Genomic DNA, 18392 nt, shown 5'->3' with positions numbered 1-18392 from the left:
CTTTTAATGTTAGTTATTACTAGCTGTTTTTATTTCCGTAGTTTTGATATCTGTACCCAATCTTTGAAGATAAGATATCAATGCTACAACTTCTTTTTTCTCAAGCTTTACATCCGGTCTCTTTGCATATTCTGTTTTTAAGTCAGGTGCTTCAGAGAAAATATCTTTTACAATTTTTGCTGCCTGGTTGTCTGCCCATTTATCTGCCGAATCAATTTGCGCTTTTGTGTAAGGTACATTAAACGCTTTTTTCATCAACGTTATTTTGTCAACCATTTTTGATCTGTCAAGATTAGTTGCAATCAACCATGGGTAACGAGGCATAATAGAACCTGCAGATGTAGATCTTGGGTTATACATGTGTTTGTAATGCCAAGAACTTGGGTTTTTACCACCTTCTCTATGCAAATCTGGTCCTGTTCTTTTAGAACCCCAGAGGAAAGGTCTGTCATAAATGAATTCCCCTGCCTTTGAATACTGTCCGTTTTTACCGTTAAATCTTACAATCTCGTCTCTGAATGGTCTTACCATCTGAGAGTGACAAGCGTTACAACCTTCACGGATATAAATATCTCTACCTTCTAATTCTAATGGCGAGTAAGGTTTTACTGCTGAAATTGTAGGTACACTCTTATCCATTGAAAGTGTTGGAACAATCTCCGTTAAACTTCCAATTGATATGGTGAAGAAAGATAAAATACCTAATAATACCGGCATTCTTTCTAACCACAGGTGAGTACCTTCTCCTTCTTTTCTTTTCTTGCTGATGATTGCTAAAGCCGGAGCTTCTGCAGGAACTTCTTTTTGGAATGATCCTTTTCTAACAGTGGCAAAAACGTTTACCACCATCAATAGACCACCTGAAAGATATAAGAAACCACCTACAAATCTTAATTTATAATAAGGAACAATTGCAGTTACCGTATCCAACCAGTTTTTCCATAATAATGTTCCGTCCGGATTGAATTGTTTCCACATCAAACCTTGAGTAAATCCTGCAATATACATTGGTACTGCATAGAAAATGATTCCTAAAGTACCTAACCAGAAATGCCAGTTAGCTAATTTTACAGACCAAATTTTTGTTCTCCACATGATTGGTACCAAGTAGTAGATCACACCGAATGCCATGAAACCGTTCCATCCCAATGCACCTAAATGTACGTGACCAATAACCCAGTCAGTAAAGTGACCAATTTTATTGATATTTTTTGTTGCTAATAATGGTCCTTCAAAAGTTGCCATACCATAACAAGTCACTGCAACTACGAAGAATTTCAATATTGGGTTTTCTCTTACTTTATCCCAAGCTCCTCTTAGTGTAAGTAGTCCGTTCAACATACCTCCCCAAGATGGTGCAATAAGCATGATTGAGAAACCAGTTGATACCGCCTGTACCCAAGCCGGAAGAGCTGTGTACTGAAGGTGGTGAGGTCCTGCCCAGATATAAACGAAGATCAATGACCAAAAGTGAATAATTGATAATTTATAAGAAAATACAGGTCTGTCAGCTGCTTTTGGTAAGAAGTAATACATCAAACCTAAAACCGGTGTCGTTAGTACGAATGCAACCGCATTGTGACCATACCACCATTGAACGATAGCATCTTTTACTCCTGCATACACTGAATAAGATTTCCATGCTCCAAAAGATAACGGAACTTCAAGATTGTTGAAGATATGAAGCATTGCTACTGCAATCCAAGTACCGATGTAGAACCAAATCGCTACATACAAGTGTCTTACTCTTCTTTTTGCGATGGTAAGAAACATATTTGCTCCGAATATAATCCAAGAGAATGCAATCAATATATCGATTGGCCACTCATGTTCTGCATATTCTTTTGAGGTGTTGATTCCCATAAAGAATGTGATGAACGTAGCAACAATCATCAACTGCCAAGTCCAGAAATGTAACCAAGATAATGTATCGCTGTACATTCTTGCCTTTAATAATCTTTGTAATGAGTAATAAATACCGGTATAAACGATATTACATACAAATGCCCAAATTACTGTGTTGGTGTGAAGCATTCTTATTCTTCCAAAACCAAACGCACCATGGGTGTTGATCAAACCTTGAATATCTCCTGATGACAGACTGTTGATCGTCGTATCATCGGTCCCGAATAAAAATTCAGGAAGTTCAGGGTAGAAAAGCATTAATGCCGCAGTAAGCCCAAACAAGAATCCTATAATTCCAAAAACTATGGTCGCATATAGGAATGCCCGAACAATACTGTTGTCATAACTAAACTTTTGTGTCTCCATATTAACTATTCACTTTTTTCTTCAATTTTATTATTTTCTCCTATTTCCTCTCTTTCATTTTTGTTGCCAGAATCTGCCTTCTTTTCTTCCTTTACTTCATCTTCAAAAAGTATGCGCACAGCAGGAGATTCGTCGTCTTCAAACTGTCCTTTTCTCGCATTTACTATAAATACGATCAGGAAAACTGCAGCCAAAGAAGCACTGCATAAGATCATTAAATATAGAATATCCATCAGACAACAAAATTAACCTATTTTCGGGGTTCAAAATTAGTGAAAAATAATGACATTAATCACGAAATATAGGTTCTTGCTAATTTAAAATCAGTCTAAATAAGGCTCTCTAAGCGGTTTTTTTGAAATATTTACGACCCAAAATCCAGGTCGAAAGTGTAGTAAAAGAAATCACTGTGATCGAACTCACCGGCATTAAGATCGCAGCAAATAATGGAGACATATGTCCGCTTACTGCAAAACTTAATCCGACAATATTATAAAGAAAACTGATTACGAATGTCAATTTAACAATGGTGATTGATCCTTTACAAACGTTTAGATAATTGTCAAGTTGTGAAACCTTTTCACCGTTCATAATAACGTCTGAAGATGGCGTAAAGCTGTTTGTGTCGTCAGAAATAGCGATCCCAACGTTGCTTTGCTTCAATGCTCCTGCATCATTTAGTCCATCTCCAAGCATGGCTACTTTCATTCCGCTGTTTTGTAAATTCTGAATGTAATTCAGCTTGTCTTCCGGATTTTGATTGAATGCCATCGAACTGACATTTGGAATGATCGATTTTAGCTGATTTTCCTCCGAAGAATTATCTCCGCTTAAGATGAAAATTTTATAAAAATTAAGTTTTGAGAAAAGGTTTTTAAGATTTTCACGATATTCATTTTTAAAAATAAATTTTCCTAAAAACTCATTGTTTTTACTGACATATACCGCTGTTTCAAGATTTTTAGAATCCTGATTATTGTATTTTGCAGATCCGATTTTATAGATATTTCCTCTTACACTCGCTTCATAACCCTTTCCTGAAATTTCGTCAAAATTTTCTACAGGAAAATACTCATCATTGATTTCTATAAATTCATACAGCGATTTCGAAAGCGGATGGTTTGAATTTTTCAGTAAAGTTTTGATATTTAATAAATCAAATTCAGGTATTTCTGAGCCTTCAAATTTGATGTTGGTTTTCTTTCTTTCGGTAATGGTTCCTGTTTTATCAAAAACGATTGCGTTGATTTTTGCAATTTTTTCAATCGTCAAAGTATCTTTTACATAAAATTTATTCCGACCTAAAATCCTCATAATGTGACCGAAAGTAAATGGCGAGGAAAGCGCCAATGCACATGGACAGGCAATGATCAGGATTGCAGAGATCACCTGAAACATTTTTTCTAAATCGATAAATGACCAATAAATTCCTGAGATTAAAGCAATTCCTAAAATAATAAATGTGAAATACTTACTGATATTATTAATTAAAGTATCTAGTCCCGTTTCATGTTTTTTGAAAGCTTCTTTGTTCCAGAGCTGTGTAAGATAACTTTGATCTACATTTTTAATCACTTCCAGTTCAAGAGATGAGCCGACTTGTTTTCCTCCTGCGAAAATTTTATCTCCCGGTTGTTTGCTGATGCTTTCACTTTCTCCTGTGATAAAACTATTGTCAATGTTTCCTTCGCCATTAATTAAAATAGCGTCAACAGGTATGATTTCCTGATTTCTTACTAAAATTCTGTCCCCGATTTTAATTTCAGAAAGTAAAATGTTTTCCTGTTTTCCTCCAAAATCAACTTTCGTAACAGCGATCGGATAAAACGATTTATAATCTCTGTCGTAAGAAAGCGAGCTGTAGGTTCTTTTCTGGAACATTTTTCCTAAAAGCATGAAGAATAAAAGTCCGCACAAAGTGTCAAAATATCCCGGACCATAATCAGTCACTACTTCATAAACGCTTCGTCCAAAAAGTACAAATATTCCCAAAACAATCGGAACATCAATATTGACAATCTTATTTTTTAAACCATACCAAGCTGATTTGTAGTAATCAGAAGCGGAATAAAGCACTACAGGGATTGCCAGCAAAAACATCAAGAATCTGAATAGATTTTTATACTGATCCATCCAGTAATCTTCACCACCAATGTATTCCGGGAAGGCTAAAAACATTCCGTTACCGAAAGCAAATCCGGCAATCGCTAATTTTATTAATAACGATTTATCTAAATGATCTTCGTTTTTTTCGGCAGTTTCTAAACTGATCGCAGGTTTGTATCCAAGATTGGTTAAAAATTTAGCTAATTCGCTTAATTTTAAATCGTTATGGTTGAATGAGATCTGTAAGGTCTTTCTCGTAAAGTTGACCTGAGAATATTTAATATTCTTATGTAAAGTATGAAGACTTTCCAAAAGCCAGATGCAAGATGAACAGTGGATTACCGGAATTTTGAAAGTAACAAGACTCGTATTTCCTTCAGAAAAATCTGTGATTTTTTCGAAAATTTCCGGTGTGTCAAGATAATCAAACTGAGAAGAATTTTCATCACTTGGGCGAATTCCCGCTCGTTTATTTAATTCGTAGAAATTGCTTAGATTGTTGATATTCAGAATTTCGTAGACAGATTTGCAGCCGTTGCAACAGAAAATTTTGTCGTCAAAAGAAATTCTTTCCTTTTCTATGTCTTGTCCACAATGAAAACAGTTCTCGCTCACCTTCATAAATTATTGACTGACAAAATTATAACAATTTTTTTTGTTTATAGAGTTTAAATGTTCTATTTTTGTGATAAATGTCATATTAAAATGTCGCAGGAAAAACAAATTGCTATTGAAGAAAGATTTGCCAGGGTTTTTAACGATAAATCCTTCAAAGAAAGGCTTTCCAATACTGATTTTGAAAGATACTTAGGTGCAAAAAAGAAGTTCAGTTTTCAGAAACATGACATCATTTTTGATGATGGTGAAATCCCAAAAGGAGTATATGTTTTAGAAAAAGGAGCCGCTAAACTGTCGAAGTCCGGGTCTTTTGGGAAAGATCAGATTTTACGATTTATAAAAGAAGGCGACATCATTGGATATCGTGCTCTGCTTTGTGGTGAAAATTTTCAGGCTAAAGCTGAAGCGATGACCGATATCGAATGTACATTTTTACCGGCTGACATTTTTATGGATCTTCTTGAAGTCGATCCTCAGTTGTCATTCATTATGCTTCAAAAAATCGCTTATGAACTGGGCGAATCTTCAAATACAATTACATTCCTTGCACAAAAGACCGTTAGAGAAAGACTGGCTGAGATTTTAATTCTTTTAGAACAGAAATTGGGCACAGATCCTGAAGGTTTTATAAAGATTTCTTTAACCAGAGAAGAGATCGCCAATATAATCGGTACAGCTACGGAAAGTGCTATCAGATTGATCTCTGAATTTAAAGGAGATCAACTCATCGAAGTTGACGGAAGAAATATCAAGATTCTGAATCACGATAAACTCATGAAACTCGGTCACGTAGTTTTATAAATCATACAACATACAAGTCGGCGAAAGCCGACTTTTTAACTTTTAAACAATACATATATTATGTCTGTTCATTCTGAAATTAAAAGAGTTACTACCGAAACCTTACGAAAAATGAAATTTGATAAGGAAAAGATAACCATGCTTACTGCGTATGATTTTACTACCGCAAAAATGGTTGATGCAGGAGGAATTGATGCCGTGCTGATCGGAGACTCTGCAGCGAATGTTATGGCGGGTTTTGAAACTACTTTGCCGATCACTTTAGACCAAATGATTTATCACACCCAAAGTGTTGTGCGCGGAATTGACAGAGCTTTGATCGTTGCCGATTTACCTTTCGGAACTTACCAAAGTAATCCTGACAAAGCATTGGAATCATCGGTAAGAATGATGAAAGAAGGTGGTGCTCACGCAATAAAAATTGAAGGTGGGAAAGAGATTTCAAAATCAATAAAAAAAATAATTAATGCCGGAATTCCTGTGATGGGACATTTGGGTTTGACACCACAGTCGATTTATCAGTTTGGGACTTATAAAGTAAGAGCTAAAGATGAAGAAGAAGCAGAAAAATTGATCAGTGATGCGAAGCTTTTGGAAGAACTAGGTTGTTTTTCTATTGTTTTAGAAAAAATTCCTGCAGATTTGGCTAAGAAAGTTTCAGAAAGCATCAGTATTCCAACAATAGGAATCGGAGCGGGTCCTGATTGTGACGGACAGGTTCTTGTATATCATGATATGGTTGGAATGAACAAAGGTTTTTCTCCAAAGTTTCTGAGAAGATATCTTGATCTGTATACGGAAATCACCGGAGCAGTTGCCCAGTATGTGAAAGATGTGAAAAGTTCAGATTTTCCTAATCAAAACGAAAGTTACTAATGAGAGATAATTTACAAATGGCTCAAGGAGTAATTTCCGTTTTAGCTATATTATGTTTGGTTGTAGGTTGGTTTCATTTGTTTTCACCTGAGATTAATGATATTCTTTCAAGAAAGCTTTTTTATCTTTTAATAGGATTGAGCTTCATCTTACAGGCTCCGTTACTTGCCAATGAAAAATTTAAGTATCCAATGTACGGAGCAGCAGCTTTGTGTATCATCGGAGCATTTTTGCCGGTTGATTCCAATTTGTCATTTATCAAAACTATTGGTTTATTGGGTGGAGTAATCATTTCGTTTACCAACAGATCAGCGAATCGTCAGTAGTTATGGAGGAACAAATTGTTTATGAAGATAATCACCTTTTGGTTATCAATAAAAAAGTTGGGCAATTAGTGCAGGGAGATAAAACTGGAGACGAATCTCTGCTGGATTCTATTAAAAATTTCATAAAAATAAGAGATGACAAGCCGGGAAATGTTTTTCTCGGTTTGGTGCATCGTATAGACCGACCGACTTCGGGTTTGGTGATTTATGCTAAAACGTCTAAAGCTCTTTCTCGTTTGACGCAGATGGTGAAAAATCGAGAGGTTAAAAAAACATATTGGGCGGTAGTCGGTAAAGAGATGATTCCCCAAAGTCAAAGATTGGTTCATTATTTAAAGAAAAACGAAAAGAATAATAAAGCCAGTGTTTTTACGAAAGTTACGGAAGGAGCAAAAGAATCTATTCTTACCTATCATGTTATTAAGACTTTAGATAATTATCTTCTTCTTGAAATTGATCTTGAAACCGGAAGACATCACCAAATTCGTGCTCAATTATCAAAAACAGGAGTTCCGATCAAGGGAGATCTAAAATATGGTTCTCCACGCTCAAATCCGGATGGCGGAATTAATCTTCATGCTAGAAAATTGGAATTCATTCATCCTGTTACAAAAGAAGATATTGTAATCATAGCTCCAGTTCCACAGAATGATCCAATTTGGAGAGCTTGTGAAGATATAATTTGATAGAAGTTGGTTTTTGATCAGAATGTATTAATAATGTTAAAATGTTCAAATATTCTCGTTATTCCTAATTTTTTATTGCCTTTTTTAGATATAATTTAAGTTATATAAAAAATAGTATATTTGTTTGAATCTAATTTAAACTTATATGAAACAATTTTACAATTTCTTTTCTTCTACGAAAAGGCTCAGAAAAAATTTACAAAATCTGTCCGTAGGACTTGTATTTTTATTTGCAGGTTATCATAGTGTAAACGCGCAGGTCAGTGCCTATTCGTTTGCACAATCTGCCGGAACGTTTACAACTCTTACGGGTGGAACAGTTTTAGAAACAGCAACTACCAATACAGGAGCAACAAGTTTGTATAATGTATCATATCCTGTAGTGATGCCTTTCTCTCTTAATTACAACGGAAGCACATACAGTAATTTAGTAGTTTCCTCAAACGGATATATTACTTTTGGAGGTACAGATGCCTCTACGGGTACCACACCAATTAGTGGAGCTGCTGATTGGGATGGCTCAATTTCAGCTTGGGGAAGATCTTTGAATAGTATGTTTAATATCAATAGTACTACAGGAGACATTAGATGGGGAACTGTAGGTACGGCACCCAATAGAGAAATGGTTATACAGTGGACTAATTTTAAACCAAGTTACTCTACAAGCACCACAAGTGTCTATGCGTTTTCTTTTCAGATTCGTTTGAAAGAAACATCTAATCAAATTATTACCACTTATAATTCTGGTTCTTACTTAATCGGAAGCACTACAGTAGCAAGTACAGCGCAAATTGGTCTACGTGGCAAGACAAATAATGATTATAATAACCGTTTGAATGCAAGTACTTTGGCTTTCACAAGCTCGACACCAGGAATTTCATCTGCAAGCACACAGTATTATAGCACTTCTACGACTGCAGCTTCAGGAATGCCTACTGCAGGATTAACTTATACATGGACTCCGCCTAGTTGTTTTACGCCAGCTATTACTGCTTCATCATCTACTCCGAATTCAATCACGGCTAATTGGACGGCACCAACTCCTGCTCCGACAAATTATGATATATACCACAATACAACCAATACAATACCGACGAGCGCAACTGCACCAACTCAAACGAATATTATATCAACTTCAGCAACAATCAACTCATTGTCACCATCTACAATCTATTATGTTTGGGTTAGATCGAATTGTGGTGCGGGAAATGTAAGTGAATGGAGTCCTGTCCCGCTGCTCATCTCAACAACCTGTCAACCTCCTGCGGTATTAACGTCTACAGGCGTAACTGTATGTTCAAATTCTAACGCTACTTTGAATGCGACAACAGAGTCTGGAGCTACGATCAATTGGTACGATTCTTCCGTGGGTGGCAGTATGGTTGGGACAGGTAATTCTTTTACAACACCCGTACTTACAAATACAGTCAATTATTGGGCATCTGCGACGAATGTGGGAGTAACCAAAAATGTGGGTCCTACAACACCGGCAAGTCTTGGTTCGAGTTCCAATACAGATACTTTATGGGATTTATTATTTACTGTTAATACACCTTTATTATTAAAAACTGTAGATGTATTTTCCGGAACAGCAAATCAATCTGGTACTATTGAGGTTTTAACTGCAGCCGGTGCATTGATGGGTACGAAAAATTTTGTAACATCTGGTGCCGGTACTGCAACAGCACAAACAATAACCCTTAATATATATTTGCCAGCCGGAAACTATGCAATCAGACGATCAGGAGCTGCAAACTTATATAGAAATTCAGCTGGAGGAACTTTTCCTTACACAACGCCGGAGTTAGTGATTACAGGTACTACCTTTGTCAATTATCCTGCCTATTATTTCTATTTCTATAATTTGACTTTCGCCAGTGGATGTGGTGAATCTCCAAGAACGATGGTTACTGCAACTGTAAATAGCAACTGTCTTTCAACTTTAGAAATTGATAAAAAAGATGCCATTAAAGTGTATCCAAACCCATTCTCGGAAGTTGTAAATATCAGCAAGCCTGAATTGGTAAAATCAATCAGAGTTTCAGATGTTTCTGGTAAATTGATCAGAACATTCAATCAGGCAGAATCTGTTTTAAGATTAAATGATCTTTCTGCAGGAATGTATATTTTACAGCTTGATATGAAAGATGGTAGTAAGCAAACCATTAAAATCATCAAGAAATAATTTAACTAATAAATTATTAAATAAAATAGGCTCTAAATTTTAGAGCCTATTTTTGATTTTTATCCACTGCAATTTACTTTGCTGTAAATGGTTTGTTAAAATAATGTAAAGAAAAGCATATTAATAATTAATTAGTTTTTTTACATTTTGATTATATTTTTAATGCTAAAAAATAGATAGTAATGTATATTTATTAATTTTTTGTATCTTGGATTCATTAAAATTAATAGAAATATGAAACATTTTTACAAGATTATTACAAGATCAAACAATCTGACTAACCGTCTGAAAAATTTTGCAATGTCCGCAGCGTTTTTGTTTTCAGGTTATAATACACTAAATGCTCAAGTAAGTACATATACTTTTGGGCAAGCATCCGGAACGTTCTCGCCAATTACCGGAACTATTTTGGGAACTGCAACAGGAAATGCTTCGGCAACGAATCTTAATAGTGAAGTTTATCCTGTAGCTCTGCCTTTTGGCTTTAATTTTAACGGAGTATCTTACACTTCTCTGAACGCATCTTCAAACGGATTTGTGACTTTCGGAACAACAGCTCCATCAACAACAAATACAACACCTATCTCAAATACAGCTACATATGATGGTGCGATTTCAGCATTTGGAAGAGATTTAAATAGTGTATTTGATGTAAACAGCGTTACCGGTAATATGAGTTGGGAAGTTGTAGGTACCACCCCAAATAGAGAAGTGGTTATTCAATGGAAAGATTTCAGACCTACCAATGTAACAAGTACGACATCTGTATATACATTTTCATTTCAAATCCGATTGCAGGAAACATCAAATATAATTAAAGCAGTTTATACTTCTGGCTCTTATGTAATTGGTAGTACATCTTATAATTCAACTGCACAGATAGGATTAAGAGGTACATCTTCTTCAGATTATAATAATAGACTAAATGCTACAACTTTAGAATTTGTAAATTCAACTGCAGGGACAGCAAATACAAGTTCACAAGCTTTTAATACTGTAAATGCTATTCCGGGAATGCCATCAACTGGTTTAACATACACTTGGACGCCGCCAAGCTGCTACACTCCAAATGGATTAACATCAACTTCATCAACACCCACAACGGCAAGTATTTCTTGGAATGCATCTTCATCCTTACCTTCAGGAGGGTATGATATTTATTACAGCACTTCAAATACACCTCCAATTTCTACCACAGCTCCATCACAAAGTGTTACAGGAACAACGGCTACATTAAGCCTATTAACGCCTTCAACGGGTTATTATATATGGGTTAGATCAAATTGTGGAAGTGGAAATACAAGTGCTTGGACATTGCAGCCAATAAGCGTGTTTACCCAATGTCAACCGCCTGCATTGCTGTCTACAACCGGCGCAACGGTATGTCCGAATCAAACCGCTACTTTATCAGCAACTGCTGATGCCGGAGCAACAATAAAATGGTATGATGCTGTAACCGGAGGTAATATGTTAGCAACCGGAAATTCTTACACAACTCCAAATCTATCCTCCACAACAAATTATTACGTATCTGCATCAGTTGGTAGCACGGAAAGTGTCGGAGTAGCAAACCCTGGAGTATTAACAAATAGTGGAACAACTACTGCTGGAACAACTTTCTACATGGAAGCTACGGTAACTAATACACCAATATCTGTTCAAAGCGTTGATGTATTTCCTAGCGCTGCAGGTAATGCAAGTTTTATTAGGGTTTATTTAGGAACAGCAAGTACTCCTGCTTACGAAATTCCATTTACTTCTACCGTTGCCAGTGGAGGAGTTACGCCACAAACTATACCACTTAACATAGTTTTGAATCCAGGCGTATACAGATTTAAAATTGAAGGAGCGGGGAGTTATTACAGAAACTACGTTTCTCCTGGTGGAGTAGGACAAGCCTTTCCATACGGACAAGGTAATTTTACTTTAACAGGTGGAAGTAACGTAACAACAGGTTACTACTTATTCTATAATTTTGTTGTGGGAAATAATTGTGAATCTGCGCGTCAGCAAGTCACAGCTTCTATTGATACAGCATGTCTTTCAACTTCAGAAGTTCATAAAAAAGATGCCATTAAAGTATATCCAAATCCATTCTCTGAAGTTGTAAATATCAGCAAGCCTGAATTGGTCAAATCAATCAGAGTTTCAGATGTTTCGGGTAAATTGATCAGAACATTCAATCAGGCAGAATCTGTTTTAAGATTAAACGATCTTTCTGCAGGAATGTATATTTTACAGCTTGATATGAAAGATGGCTCTCGTCAAAGTGTGAAAATTGTGAAGAAATAATCTAAAATTTAATTATTAGCAGAAGCAGATTCTTTTTATAGAGTCTGCTTTCTTTCGTTTAATAGCTATGCAACAAATATAAAATTCAAAATTTGAAGAATTATTAATTTCTGATTATATGATTTAGATATTTAATTATTTGTTATTTATTTCTGTTTTTATTTGATGTTTATTATGAAATATTGGCTATTTTGTATTGTTTTAAAAATTATTATCTTTAGGACAACTTAAAATAAATTATTATGATTAAAATCTACGAATTGCCTTACAGACATAGCAAAATTAATTATTGTCTTTATTTTTTGCTGATAGTCACTGCATTTTTTGCGGGTGGAATTATCAAAGTAAAAGCTCAGGTGAGTGCTTACACTTTTACACAATCATCAGGAACATATTCTTCAATTGGAGGAACGGTTTTAGGCGCAGCAACAGGAAATGCTGCAACGACTAATCTGAATAGTGAAGTATATCCTGTTACATTACCATTTAGCTTTAATTTTAACGGTACTTCTTACAGTTCTATGAATGTTTCAACGAATGGTTTTATTACTTTCGGCTCTGTCGCTCCATCGACCACTTATACTACTCCTATCTCAGGTGCTACTGCGTACGAGGGTGCGGTTTCTGCCTGGGGAAGAGATATAAGTAGCTTTTTTGATGTCAATGGCAGAACGGGAAGTGTCACTTGGGAAACTTTGGGTACAGCACCAAACCGGGAAATTGTGATTCAGTGGAATAGTTTCCGGACAAATTCGGCAACTGCTGTTACCACTGTTTTTTCGTTTTCATTTCAAGTAAGGTTGCAGGAAACTTCCAATACGATCAAGGCTGTTTATGATGCCGGAAGCTTTTTGATTGGAAGTACTGCAGTATCTGGAACGAGTCAGATTGGTTTGCGAGGTTTATCGAATTCGGATTTTAATAACAGACTGAACGCAAGCACGGTAGAATTCTTCAATTCGGCTATAGGAACTGCGAACACCAGTACACAATCATTCAATACCAGCATCGCAATTCCAGGAATGCCGGCTGCGGGATTAACTTATACCTGGACTCCGCCTACTTGTTATATACCTGCAGGATTGTCTGTGGTATCGACTTCCACATATACTGCAAATTTATCTTGGGGAGCTTCGCCTTCAAATCCTACAGGATATGACATCTATTACAGTACCAATAGTACACCTCCGAATTCTTCTACTGTACCAACAATTCAGAATGTTTCGGGGACATCATATCAAATAGGTTCTTTAAATCCTCTTACAACTTATTATGTCTGGATAAGATCAAATTGTGCTGCAGGAAACGTAAGTTTTTGGAATTCAGAAACAACTCTATTTACTACGACTTGTATTCCTCCAAATTTACTATCTTCAAACGGCGCTGCGGTATGCCCGAATAATCCTGCAACTTTAACTGCGACCGCTAATACTGGAATCAGTTTAAATTGGTACAATGCTCCAACAGGAGGAAATTTACTTTTTACAGGAAGCTCATTTACGACACCGCCATTAGCTGCAACTACCAATTATTATGTTACTGCATCTTCAGGTACTACAGGAATTCAGACGGGAAAATCGATTTACTCGCCGTCTCCTAGTAGTGGTGCAGGTACTACAAATTTTGGTTTGGTTTTCGATGCATTGGGTTATTTTATATTAGAAAGTGTGACAGTATATCCTGTAAGTGCTTCCGGAGCTTCTGGTACACTTACGATTGATGTAATTAATAGCAGTGGAGCTATAGTTAATACCAAAACTGTAAATGTGGTGGGTTCTCCTACAAGCGCTCCAGTCGCTCAGGTGATTAATCTAGATTTCCCTATTTTCCCAGGTTTAAATTATAAAATTCGTCCGGGTAGTTATACAGGAATATCAGGTTTACTATTTGACCCCTCTGCAAATGCTCCTTCAGGAAATTATGGTTATCCTTATACTGTGCAGAATTTGCTAACAATTCAGACGAGTACATTAACCGCAGCTCCTGCCAACACGACTCGTAACGATTTATACTACTATTTTTATGATTGGAAAATCGGAACAAAGTGCGAATCACCTAGAACCATGGTTACCGCAACAGTAGATGCAAATTGTCTTTCGACATCGGAAATTGATAAAAAAGATGCCATTAAAGTGTATCCAAATCCATTCTCGGAAGTTGTAAATATCAGCAAGCCCGAATTGGTAAAATCAATCAGAGTTTCAGATATTTCTGGTAAATTGATAAGAACATTCAATCAGGCACAATCTGTTTTAAGGTTAAATGATCTTTCTGCAGGAATGTATATTTTACAGCTTGATATGAAAGATGGCTCTCAACAAACCATAAAAATCATTAAAAAATAATCTTCATTAATATTTTTAAATAAAAATCGGCTCTAAATTTTTAGAGCCGATTTTGTTTTTTATAAAAACTGATCTTATTGTCCCGGTTGCAAAACTCCACCGTTGCTTTCACTTTGAGTGGTTTGTTTGATCATATTCGGATCTTCTTTTGCCAGTTTGTTTTTAGTTGGAATTTTATAATTTACGGTGATTCCGAAACTTCTGCTGTCGAATTTATTTGATGTAAAGACTTTTCCTCCTAGAGAATTTGCTACGATGACACTTTTATTCTGATTAAATATATCTCTTGCATAAAGTGAAAGATTTAGACGGTCGGCCATAAACTTTTTAGATATCGTTAAATCAAAAGCATTGTTTAAAGGTTTTTCAATTTGAAAATAATAGAAATTTCCTCCTTTTGGTATCACGTTATAATTCGCCTGAAGTCTGATGTCTTTTGGAAGAATAAACTGTCCCATCAAGCTGAAAACCCAAAATCCTTTAGATTTAATATCCGGCATTTCCTGAATCTGATACCCTGCATAAACATATAATAAGTTCATTTTATCAGGATTTACATTAAATTTCATCAGTTCACTGAAAGGTGTCGTGAACAGCATAAACGGAATCGGCATTCCGAAATTGAAGTTGTGTGTTCTGATGCTGTTGACCTGTACCTGCTCGTTTCTGATTAAATTCCCTTCTCTCGAAACTTTCTGAACAATCTGATCTTTTACCCAACTTGTGTTGTAGCCAATGTATGCATAATCAAATGCACTGATTTTGATTTCCGCATTGTCATAAATCGTAGGTTGCAAATCGGGATTACCGCTTGTTGTAAGTGTTTCTGTACTAAGTGTTGTATTATTCGGGTTTAGGAGCGAAACACTTGGCAGACTGATTTTTTTGTTATAATTCAAATTAACGAAAAGTTGTTTCATTAAATTATACTGCACACTTGCATTTGGAAAGACTTTAAACTTTTTAAATGGATTTAAATTATCCTGTTTTAGATTACCATTGTTATCAATCATTCTGGTAATCCCTGTAATATCATAATTTTCGGCTCTAGCTCCGGCGATGAAATCAAATTTCTTCAGAGTTGCCTGAAACTCCAGGTACGCAGAAGTGGTCTGTCTTGTATAATCAAGATTAACAATATTTCCATCTTTTGTTTCAAAATTTTGCTGATCATATAATGCTCCGAAGCTTACTTTTCCTTCATCCAAAATCTTCAAAGGCTGAGAGTAATCGATTTTGAAATTGTATAAGTTAAATAAAGAAGAGTTGTTTAATGATCTATCCCCAAATTGATTAAATTCTGAATCACTATTGGTATAAACTGCTTTAAAATCAAGCTTCTTGTTTTTATCCTCAAATTTTTTCTGATATGTCGCAGCAACTTCTTGTCTTAAGCCCTTTGTAGCACTTCCAAAATTAGATGTTGAAGTACCATTTAGAAAGTTATCGGTCGTAATATCTGCACCTCCATTGTTATGATTGACGTCATAGTTTAATAATAATCTGTCTTTCCCAAGTTCAAAAGTGAACGCAGAATTCATATAATAAGTTCTTCCCAAAGAGCTGGAGTGATTTCTGGTAAGTTGATCAAATTCGGAAAGAGATAAACTTTCTCTGTAATATTGACCCAAATTTACCTGCCATCCGAACCATTTGTTTCTTGAATTTAAGGCAATTGAATTATTAAACCTACTTCTATATTTATCATAGCTTGAAAAACGATAACCTCCGTTATACACTGCAGTCAGATAATTTTTTGCTGATTTACTGGTAATAATATTTAAAATTGCACCGCCGGAAGTTGCCGGAAATTCTGCACCTGGTTGAGTGATGATTTCAATTCTTTCAACAGAATTTGCAGGCATTCCTTCCAGAAATGCGTTGAGTTCGTTGCTTGAGATATTCAAAGTACGGCCATCCATATAAACATCGAGTGGTTTTCCCTGATACATCATTCCGACCATGTCTGAAACGACCAAACCGGGAAGTTTTTTTACACCTTCCATTAAAGAGCCTGAATTAAGACTCGGCTGTTCAGAAAAATCAAAAATCGTACGGTCGGCTTTTTGTTCAACAGCTTTTTTGGTTTTAGTCATGACCACCGCTTCGATTTCCTTCTCTTTTATTTTTGTGTCTTTAGTTTCCTGTGCAAAGCTGATTGTTGATGCTAAAACTGATAGTGCAAGTACGATTTTCTTCATTTGGGGATTTACTTATATCCTGTTAGACGCTAAAAGATTGATTTTGTTACAGGTGAAATAGAAAAATATTGAAGAAGAGATGGTCGGAATAAGAAGTTCTTGCTTTGTGGTGATCAGTAATGGTATTAAATGAAAATTTCGATAGATTTTTGTAGTGTTATAAAATTCTTTCTAATATATTTTTTATGAATTGATGTATAAAGGAATAGAAATTGAAAACTATAAATGAATTCCTTTGTTAAATAAATTAAACATCAACAATAATGATAAAAAAAGACGCCATCATCATCGGTTCCGGACAGGCTGGAAATCCGCTTGCTTTGAAATTATCAGCTGCAGGCTGGAAAACGGTTTTAATAGAAAAATCTGAAGAAATGCTGGGCGGAGTTTGTGTAAACGTTGGATGTACACCCAGTAAAACATTGATCGCCTCCGCAAAAGTAATGCATACCATAAAAACCGCTGAGAAACATGGGATTTCAGTCCCGTCATCGACTATAGATTTTGAGAGCACACAAAGAAGGAAGGAAAAAATTGTATCAGATTCTAAAGCAGGGGTAAAGAAAAATTTAGAAGAAGCTGAAAATCTTGAGTTGGTATTTGGAACCGCATCTTTCAGTGGAGAAAAAACAATATCTGTACAAAATGATGGTGAGGAAGCCATTGAGTTTACAGCACCTTATATCTTTATCAATGCTGGATGTAGACCTGCAACTCCGGAGATCGATGGACTAAAAGATGTGAAATGGTATGATTCTACAGGTATCCTGGAACTTCGCGAAATTCCAAAAAAATTAATTGTGATTGGAAGCGGTTACATCGGTTTGGAATTAGGACAAATGTACAGCCGATTTGGAAGTGAAGTAAGCATCGTTGAAAAAGCTGGTCAGATAATGTCTAACGAAGATGAAGACATTGCAGAGAATCTACAGGAAATATTGGAAGACGAAGGTCTAACGTTTCATCTTAATTCTGAAATTAAAAATGTAAAGCAAAACGATAATGAAATTATTTTAACTTTTACTAAAAATAATAAGGAAGAGCAGATTACGGGAACACACTTGCTAATTGTAGCAGGAAGAAAATCTAACGCAGACAGCCTACATCTTGAAAAGGAAGGTATAAAAACGGACGACAAAGGATACATCAAAGTAAATGCTAAATTAGAAACAACAATTGATGGTGTCTATGCACTTGGAGATATCAAAGGTGGTCCGCAGTTTACCCACATTTCTTACAACGATTATGTGATTGTTTCCGAGAATATTTTAGATCAGAAAAACACTTCGACTGATGGAAGAATTATTCCTTATACTGTATTTACAGATCCGCAAGTTGGGCGGGTTGGTTTGTCTGAAAAAGAAGCCACGAAAAGAAATCTGAATTTCTCAGTTGTTAAAATTCCCGGAAAAAGAATTACGCGAGGTTTGGAGTCTGCAGAAACTCAAGGTTTATGGAAAGCTATTGTTGATAAAGATTCCGATAAAATTTTAGGTGCTGCAATTATTGGGAGCGAAGGCGGTGAAATCGCATCGATTATTCAAATGGCAATGACGGGGAATATCTCTGCAAAAGATTTACAGACTTTTGTTTTTTCACATCCTACATATTCGGAATCTTTAAATACCCTCTTTTCGGAATTGAAATAAATGTTATAAATCTTTAAATTAAAAACCCTTTCAGTA

The 18392-nt window shown here is 35.7% G+C and carries 12 protein-coding genes; 8 read left to right on the top strand and 4 right to left on the bottom strand.

The features are described 5' to 3' along the window. Positions 1-9: 9 nt before the first annotated feature. The 3 genes from ccoN to NZ698_RS08695 all read right to left on the bottom strand — a co-directional run bounded on the left by ccoN (position 10) and on the right by NZ698_RS08695 (position 4992). Complete coding sequence (gene ccoN, locus NZ698_RS08705) at positions 10-2271, bottom strand: cytochrome-c oxidase, cbb3-type subunit I (RefSeq protein WP_263002724.1); 2262 nt, start codon at positions 2269-2271, stop codon at positions 10-12. Positions 2272-2276: 5 nt separating this feature from the next. Next, positions 2277-2504 (bottom strand): cbb3-type cytochrome oxidase assembly protein CcoS, encoded by a 228-nt coding sequence (gene ccoS, locus NZ698_RS08700; RefSeq protein ID WP_263002723.1) that lies wholly within the window; start codon positions 2502-2504, stop codon positions 2277-2279. Between the two features lie 109 nt (positions 2505-2613). Next, a complete protein-coding gene (locus NZ698_RS08695) occupies positions 2614-4992 on the bottom strand; it encodes a heavy metal translocating P-type ATPase (protein ID WP_263002722.1) in 2379 nt (792 codons plus the stop codon). 90 nt (positions 4993-5082) lie between these two features. Here NZ698_RS08695 and NZ698_RS08690 point away from each other — a divergent pair, with 90 nt between their 5' ends. The 7 genes from NZ698_RS08690 to NZ698_RS08660 all read left to right on the top strand — a co-directional run bounded on the left by NZ698_RS08690 (position 5083) and on the right by NZ698_RS08660 (position 14506). Next, entirely contained in the window at positions 5083-5796 is a 714-nt protein-coding gene (locus NZ698_RS08690) for a Crp/Fnr family transcriptional regulator (protein WP_263002721.1), read from the top strand. A gap of 60 nt (positions 5797-5856) precedes the next feature. Beyond that, the gene (gene panB, locus NZ698_RS08685) at positions 5857-6672 is read left to right on the top strand and encodes a 3-methyl-2-oxobutanoate hydroxymethyltransferase (RefSeq protein ID WP_263002720.1); all 816 of its coding nucleotides are present in this window, start codon (positions 5857-5859) and stop codon (positions 6670-6672) included. After that, positions 6672-6998: a hypothetical protein gene (locus tag NZ698_RS08680; RefSeq protein ID WP_263002719.1), complete on the top strand. Its 327-nt coding sequence runs from the start codon at positions 6672-6674 to the stop codon at positions 6996-6998. Before panB ends, NZ698_RS08680 begins: the two co-directional genes overlap by 1 nt. Positions 6999-7000: 2 nt before the next feature. Then, positions 7001-7684, top strand: coding sequence for an RluA family pseudouridine synthase (locus NZ698_RS08675; protein WP_263002718.1), 684 nt, complete (start codon positions 7001-7003; stop codon positions 7682-7684). 145 nt (positions 7685-7829) lie between these two features. Beyond that, entirely contained in the window at positions 7830-9869 is a 2040-nt protein-coding gene (locus NZ698_RS08670) for an NIDO-like domain-containing protein (protein WP_263002717.1), read from the top strand. A 234-nt stretch (positions 9870-10103) separates the two neighbouring features. Continuing rightward, positions 10104-12161 (top strand): NIDO-like domain-containing protein, encoded by a 2058-nt coding sequence (locus NZ698_RS08665; protein WP_263002716.1) that lies wholly within the window; start codon positions 10104-10106, stop codon positions 12159-12161. Between the two features lie 242 nt (positions 12162-12403). Continuing rightward, positions 12404-14506: an NIDO-like domain-containing protein gene (locus NZ698_RS08660; RefSeq protein ID WP_263002715.1), complete on the top strand. Its 2103-nt coding sequence runs from the start codon at positions 12404-12406 to the stop codon at positions 14504-14506. Positions 14507-14580: 74 nt separating this feature from the next. Here the strand turns inward: NZ698_RS08660 and NZ698_RS08655 are convergent, their stop codons facing one another. Then, a complete protein-coding gene (locus NZ698_RS08655) occupies positions 14581-16707 on the bottom strand; it encodes an outer membrane beta-barrel protein (protein WP_263002714.1) in 2127 nt (708 codons plus the stop codon). A 263-nt stretch (positions 16708-16970) separates the two neighbouring features. Between NZ698_RS08655 and NZ698_RS08650 the strand changes: the two genes are divergently transcribed. After that, positions 16971-18356 carry a mercuric reductase gene (locus NZ698_RS08650; protein ID WP_263002713.1) on the top strand — a complete coding sequence of 462 codons (1386 nt, stop codon included), beginning with the start codon at positions 16971-16973 and terminating at the stop codon, positions 18354-18356. The last annotated feature ends 36 nt before the right edge of the window (positions 18357-18392 follow it).

The sequence above is a fragment of the Chryseobacterium edaphi genome (assembly GCF_025628985.1).
GTDB lineage: Bacteria > Bacteroidota > Bacteroidia > Flavobacteriales > Weeksellaceae > Chryseobacterium > Chryseobacterium edaphi.
This window is presented reverse-complemented; position numbering and strand designations above follow the sequence as displayed.

Excerpts from the sequence above, each read along its gene's own strand:
- ccoN (WP_263002724.1), bottom strand. The coding sequence starts at position 2,271 with ATGGAGACACAAAAGTTTAGTTATGACAACAGTATTGTTCGGGCATTC.
- ccoS (WP_263002723.1), bottom strand. The coding sequence starts at position 2,504 with ATGGATATTCTATATTTAATGATCTTATGCAGTGCTTCTTTGGCTGCA.
- NZ698_RS08690 (WP_263002721.1), top strand. The coding sequence starts at position 5,083 with ATGTCGCAGGAAAAACAAATTGCTATTGAAGAAAGATTTGCCAGGGTT.
- panB (WP_263002720.1), top strand. The coding sequence starts at position 5,857 with ATGTCTGTTCATTCTGAAATTAAAAGAGTTACTACCGAAACCTTACGA.
- NZ698_RS08680 (WP_263002719.1), top strand. The coding sequence starts at position 6,672 with ATGAGAGATAATTTACAAATGGCTCAAGGAGTAATTTCCGTTTTAGCT.
- NZ698_RS08675 (WP_263002718.1), top strand. The coding sequence starts at position 7,001 with ATGGAGGAACAAATTGTTTATGAAGATAATCACCTTTTGGTTATCAAT.
- NZ698_RS08670 (WP_263002717.1), top strand. The coding sequence starts at position 7,830 with ATGAAACAATTTTACAATTTCTTTTCTTCTACGAAAAGGCTCAGAAAA.
- NZ698_RS08665 (WP_263002716.1), top strand. The coding sequence starts at position 10,104 with ATGAAACATTTTTACAAGATTATTACAAGATCAAACAATCTGACTAAC.
- NZ698_RS08660 (WP_263002715.1), top strand. The coding sequence starts at position 12,404 with ATGATTAAAATCTACGAATTGCCTTACAGACATAGCAAAATTAATTAT.
- NZ698_RS08655 (WP_263002714.1), bottom strand. The coding sequence starts at position 16,707 with ATGAAGAAAATCGTACTTGCACTATCAGTTTTAGCATCAACAATCAGC.
- NZ698_RS08650 (WP_263002713.1), top strand. The coding sequence starts at position 16,971 with ATGATAAAAAAAGACGCCATCATCATCGGTTCCGGACAGGCTGGAAAT.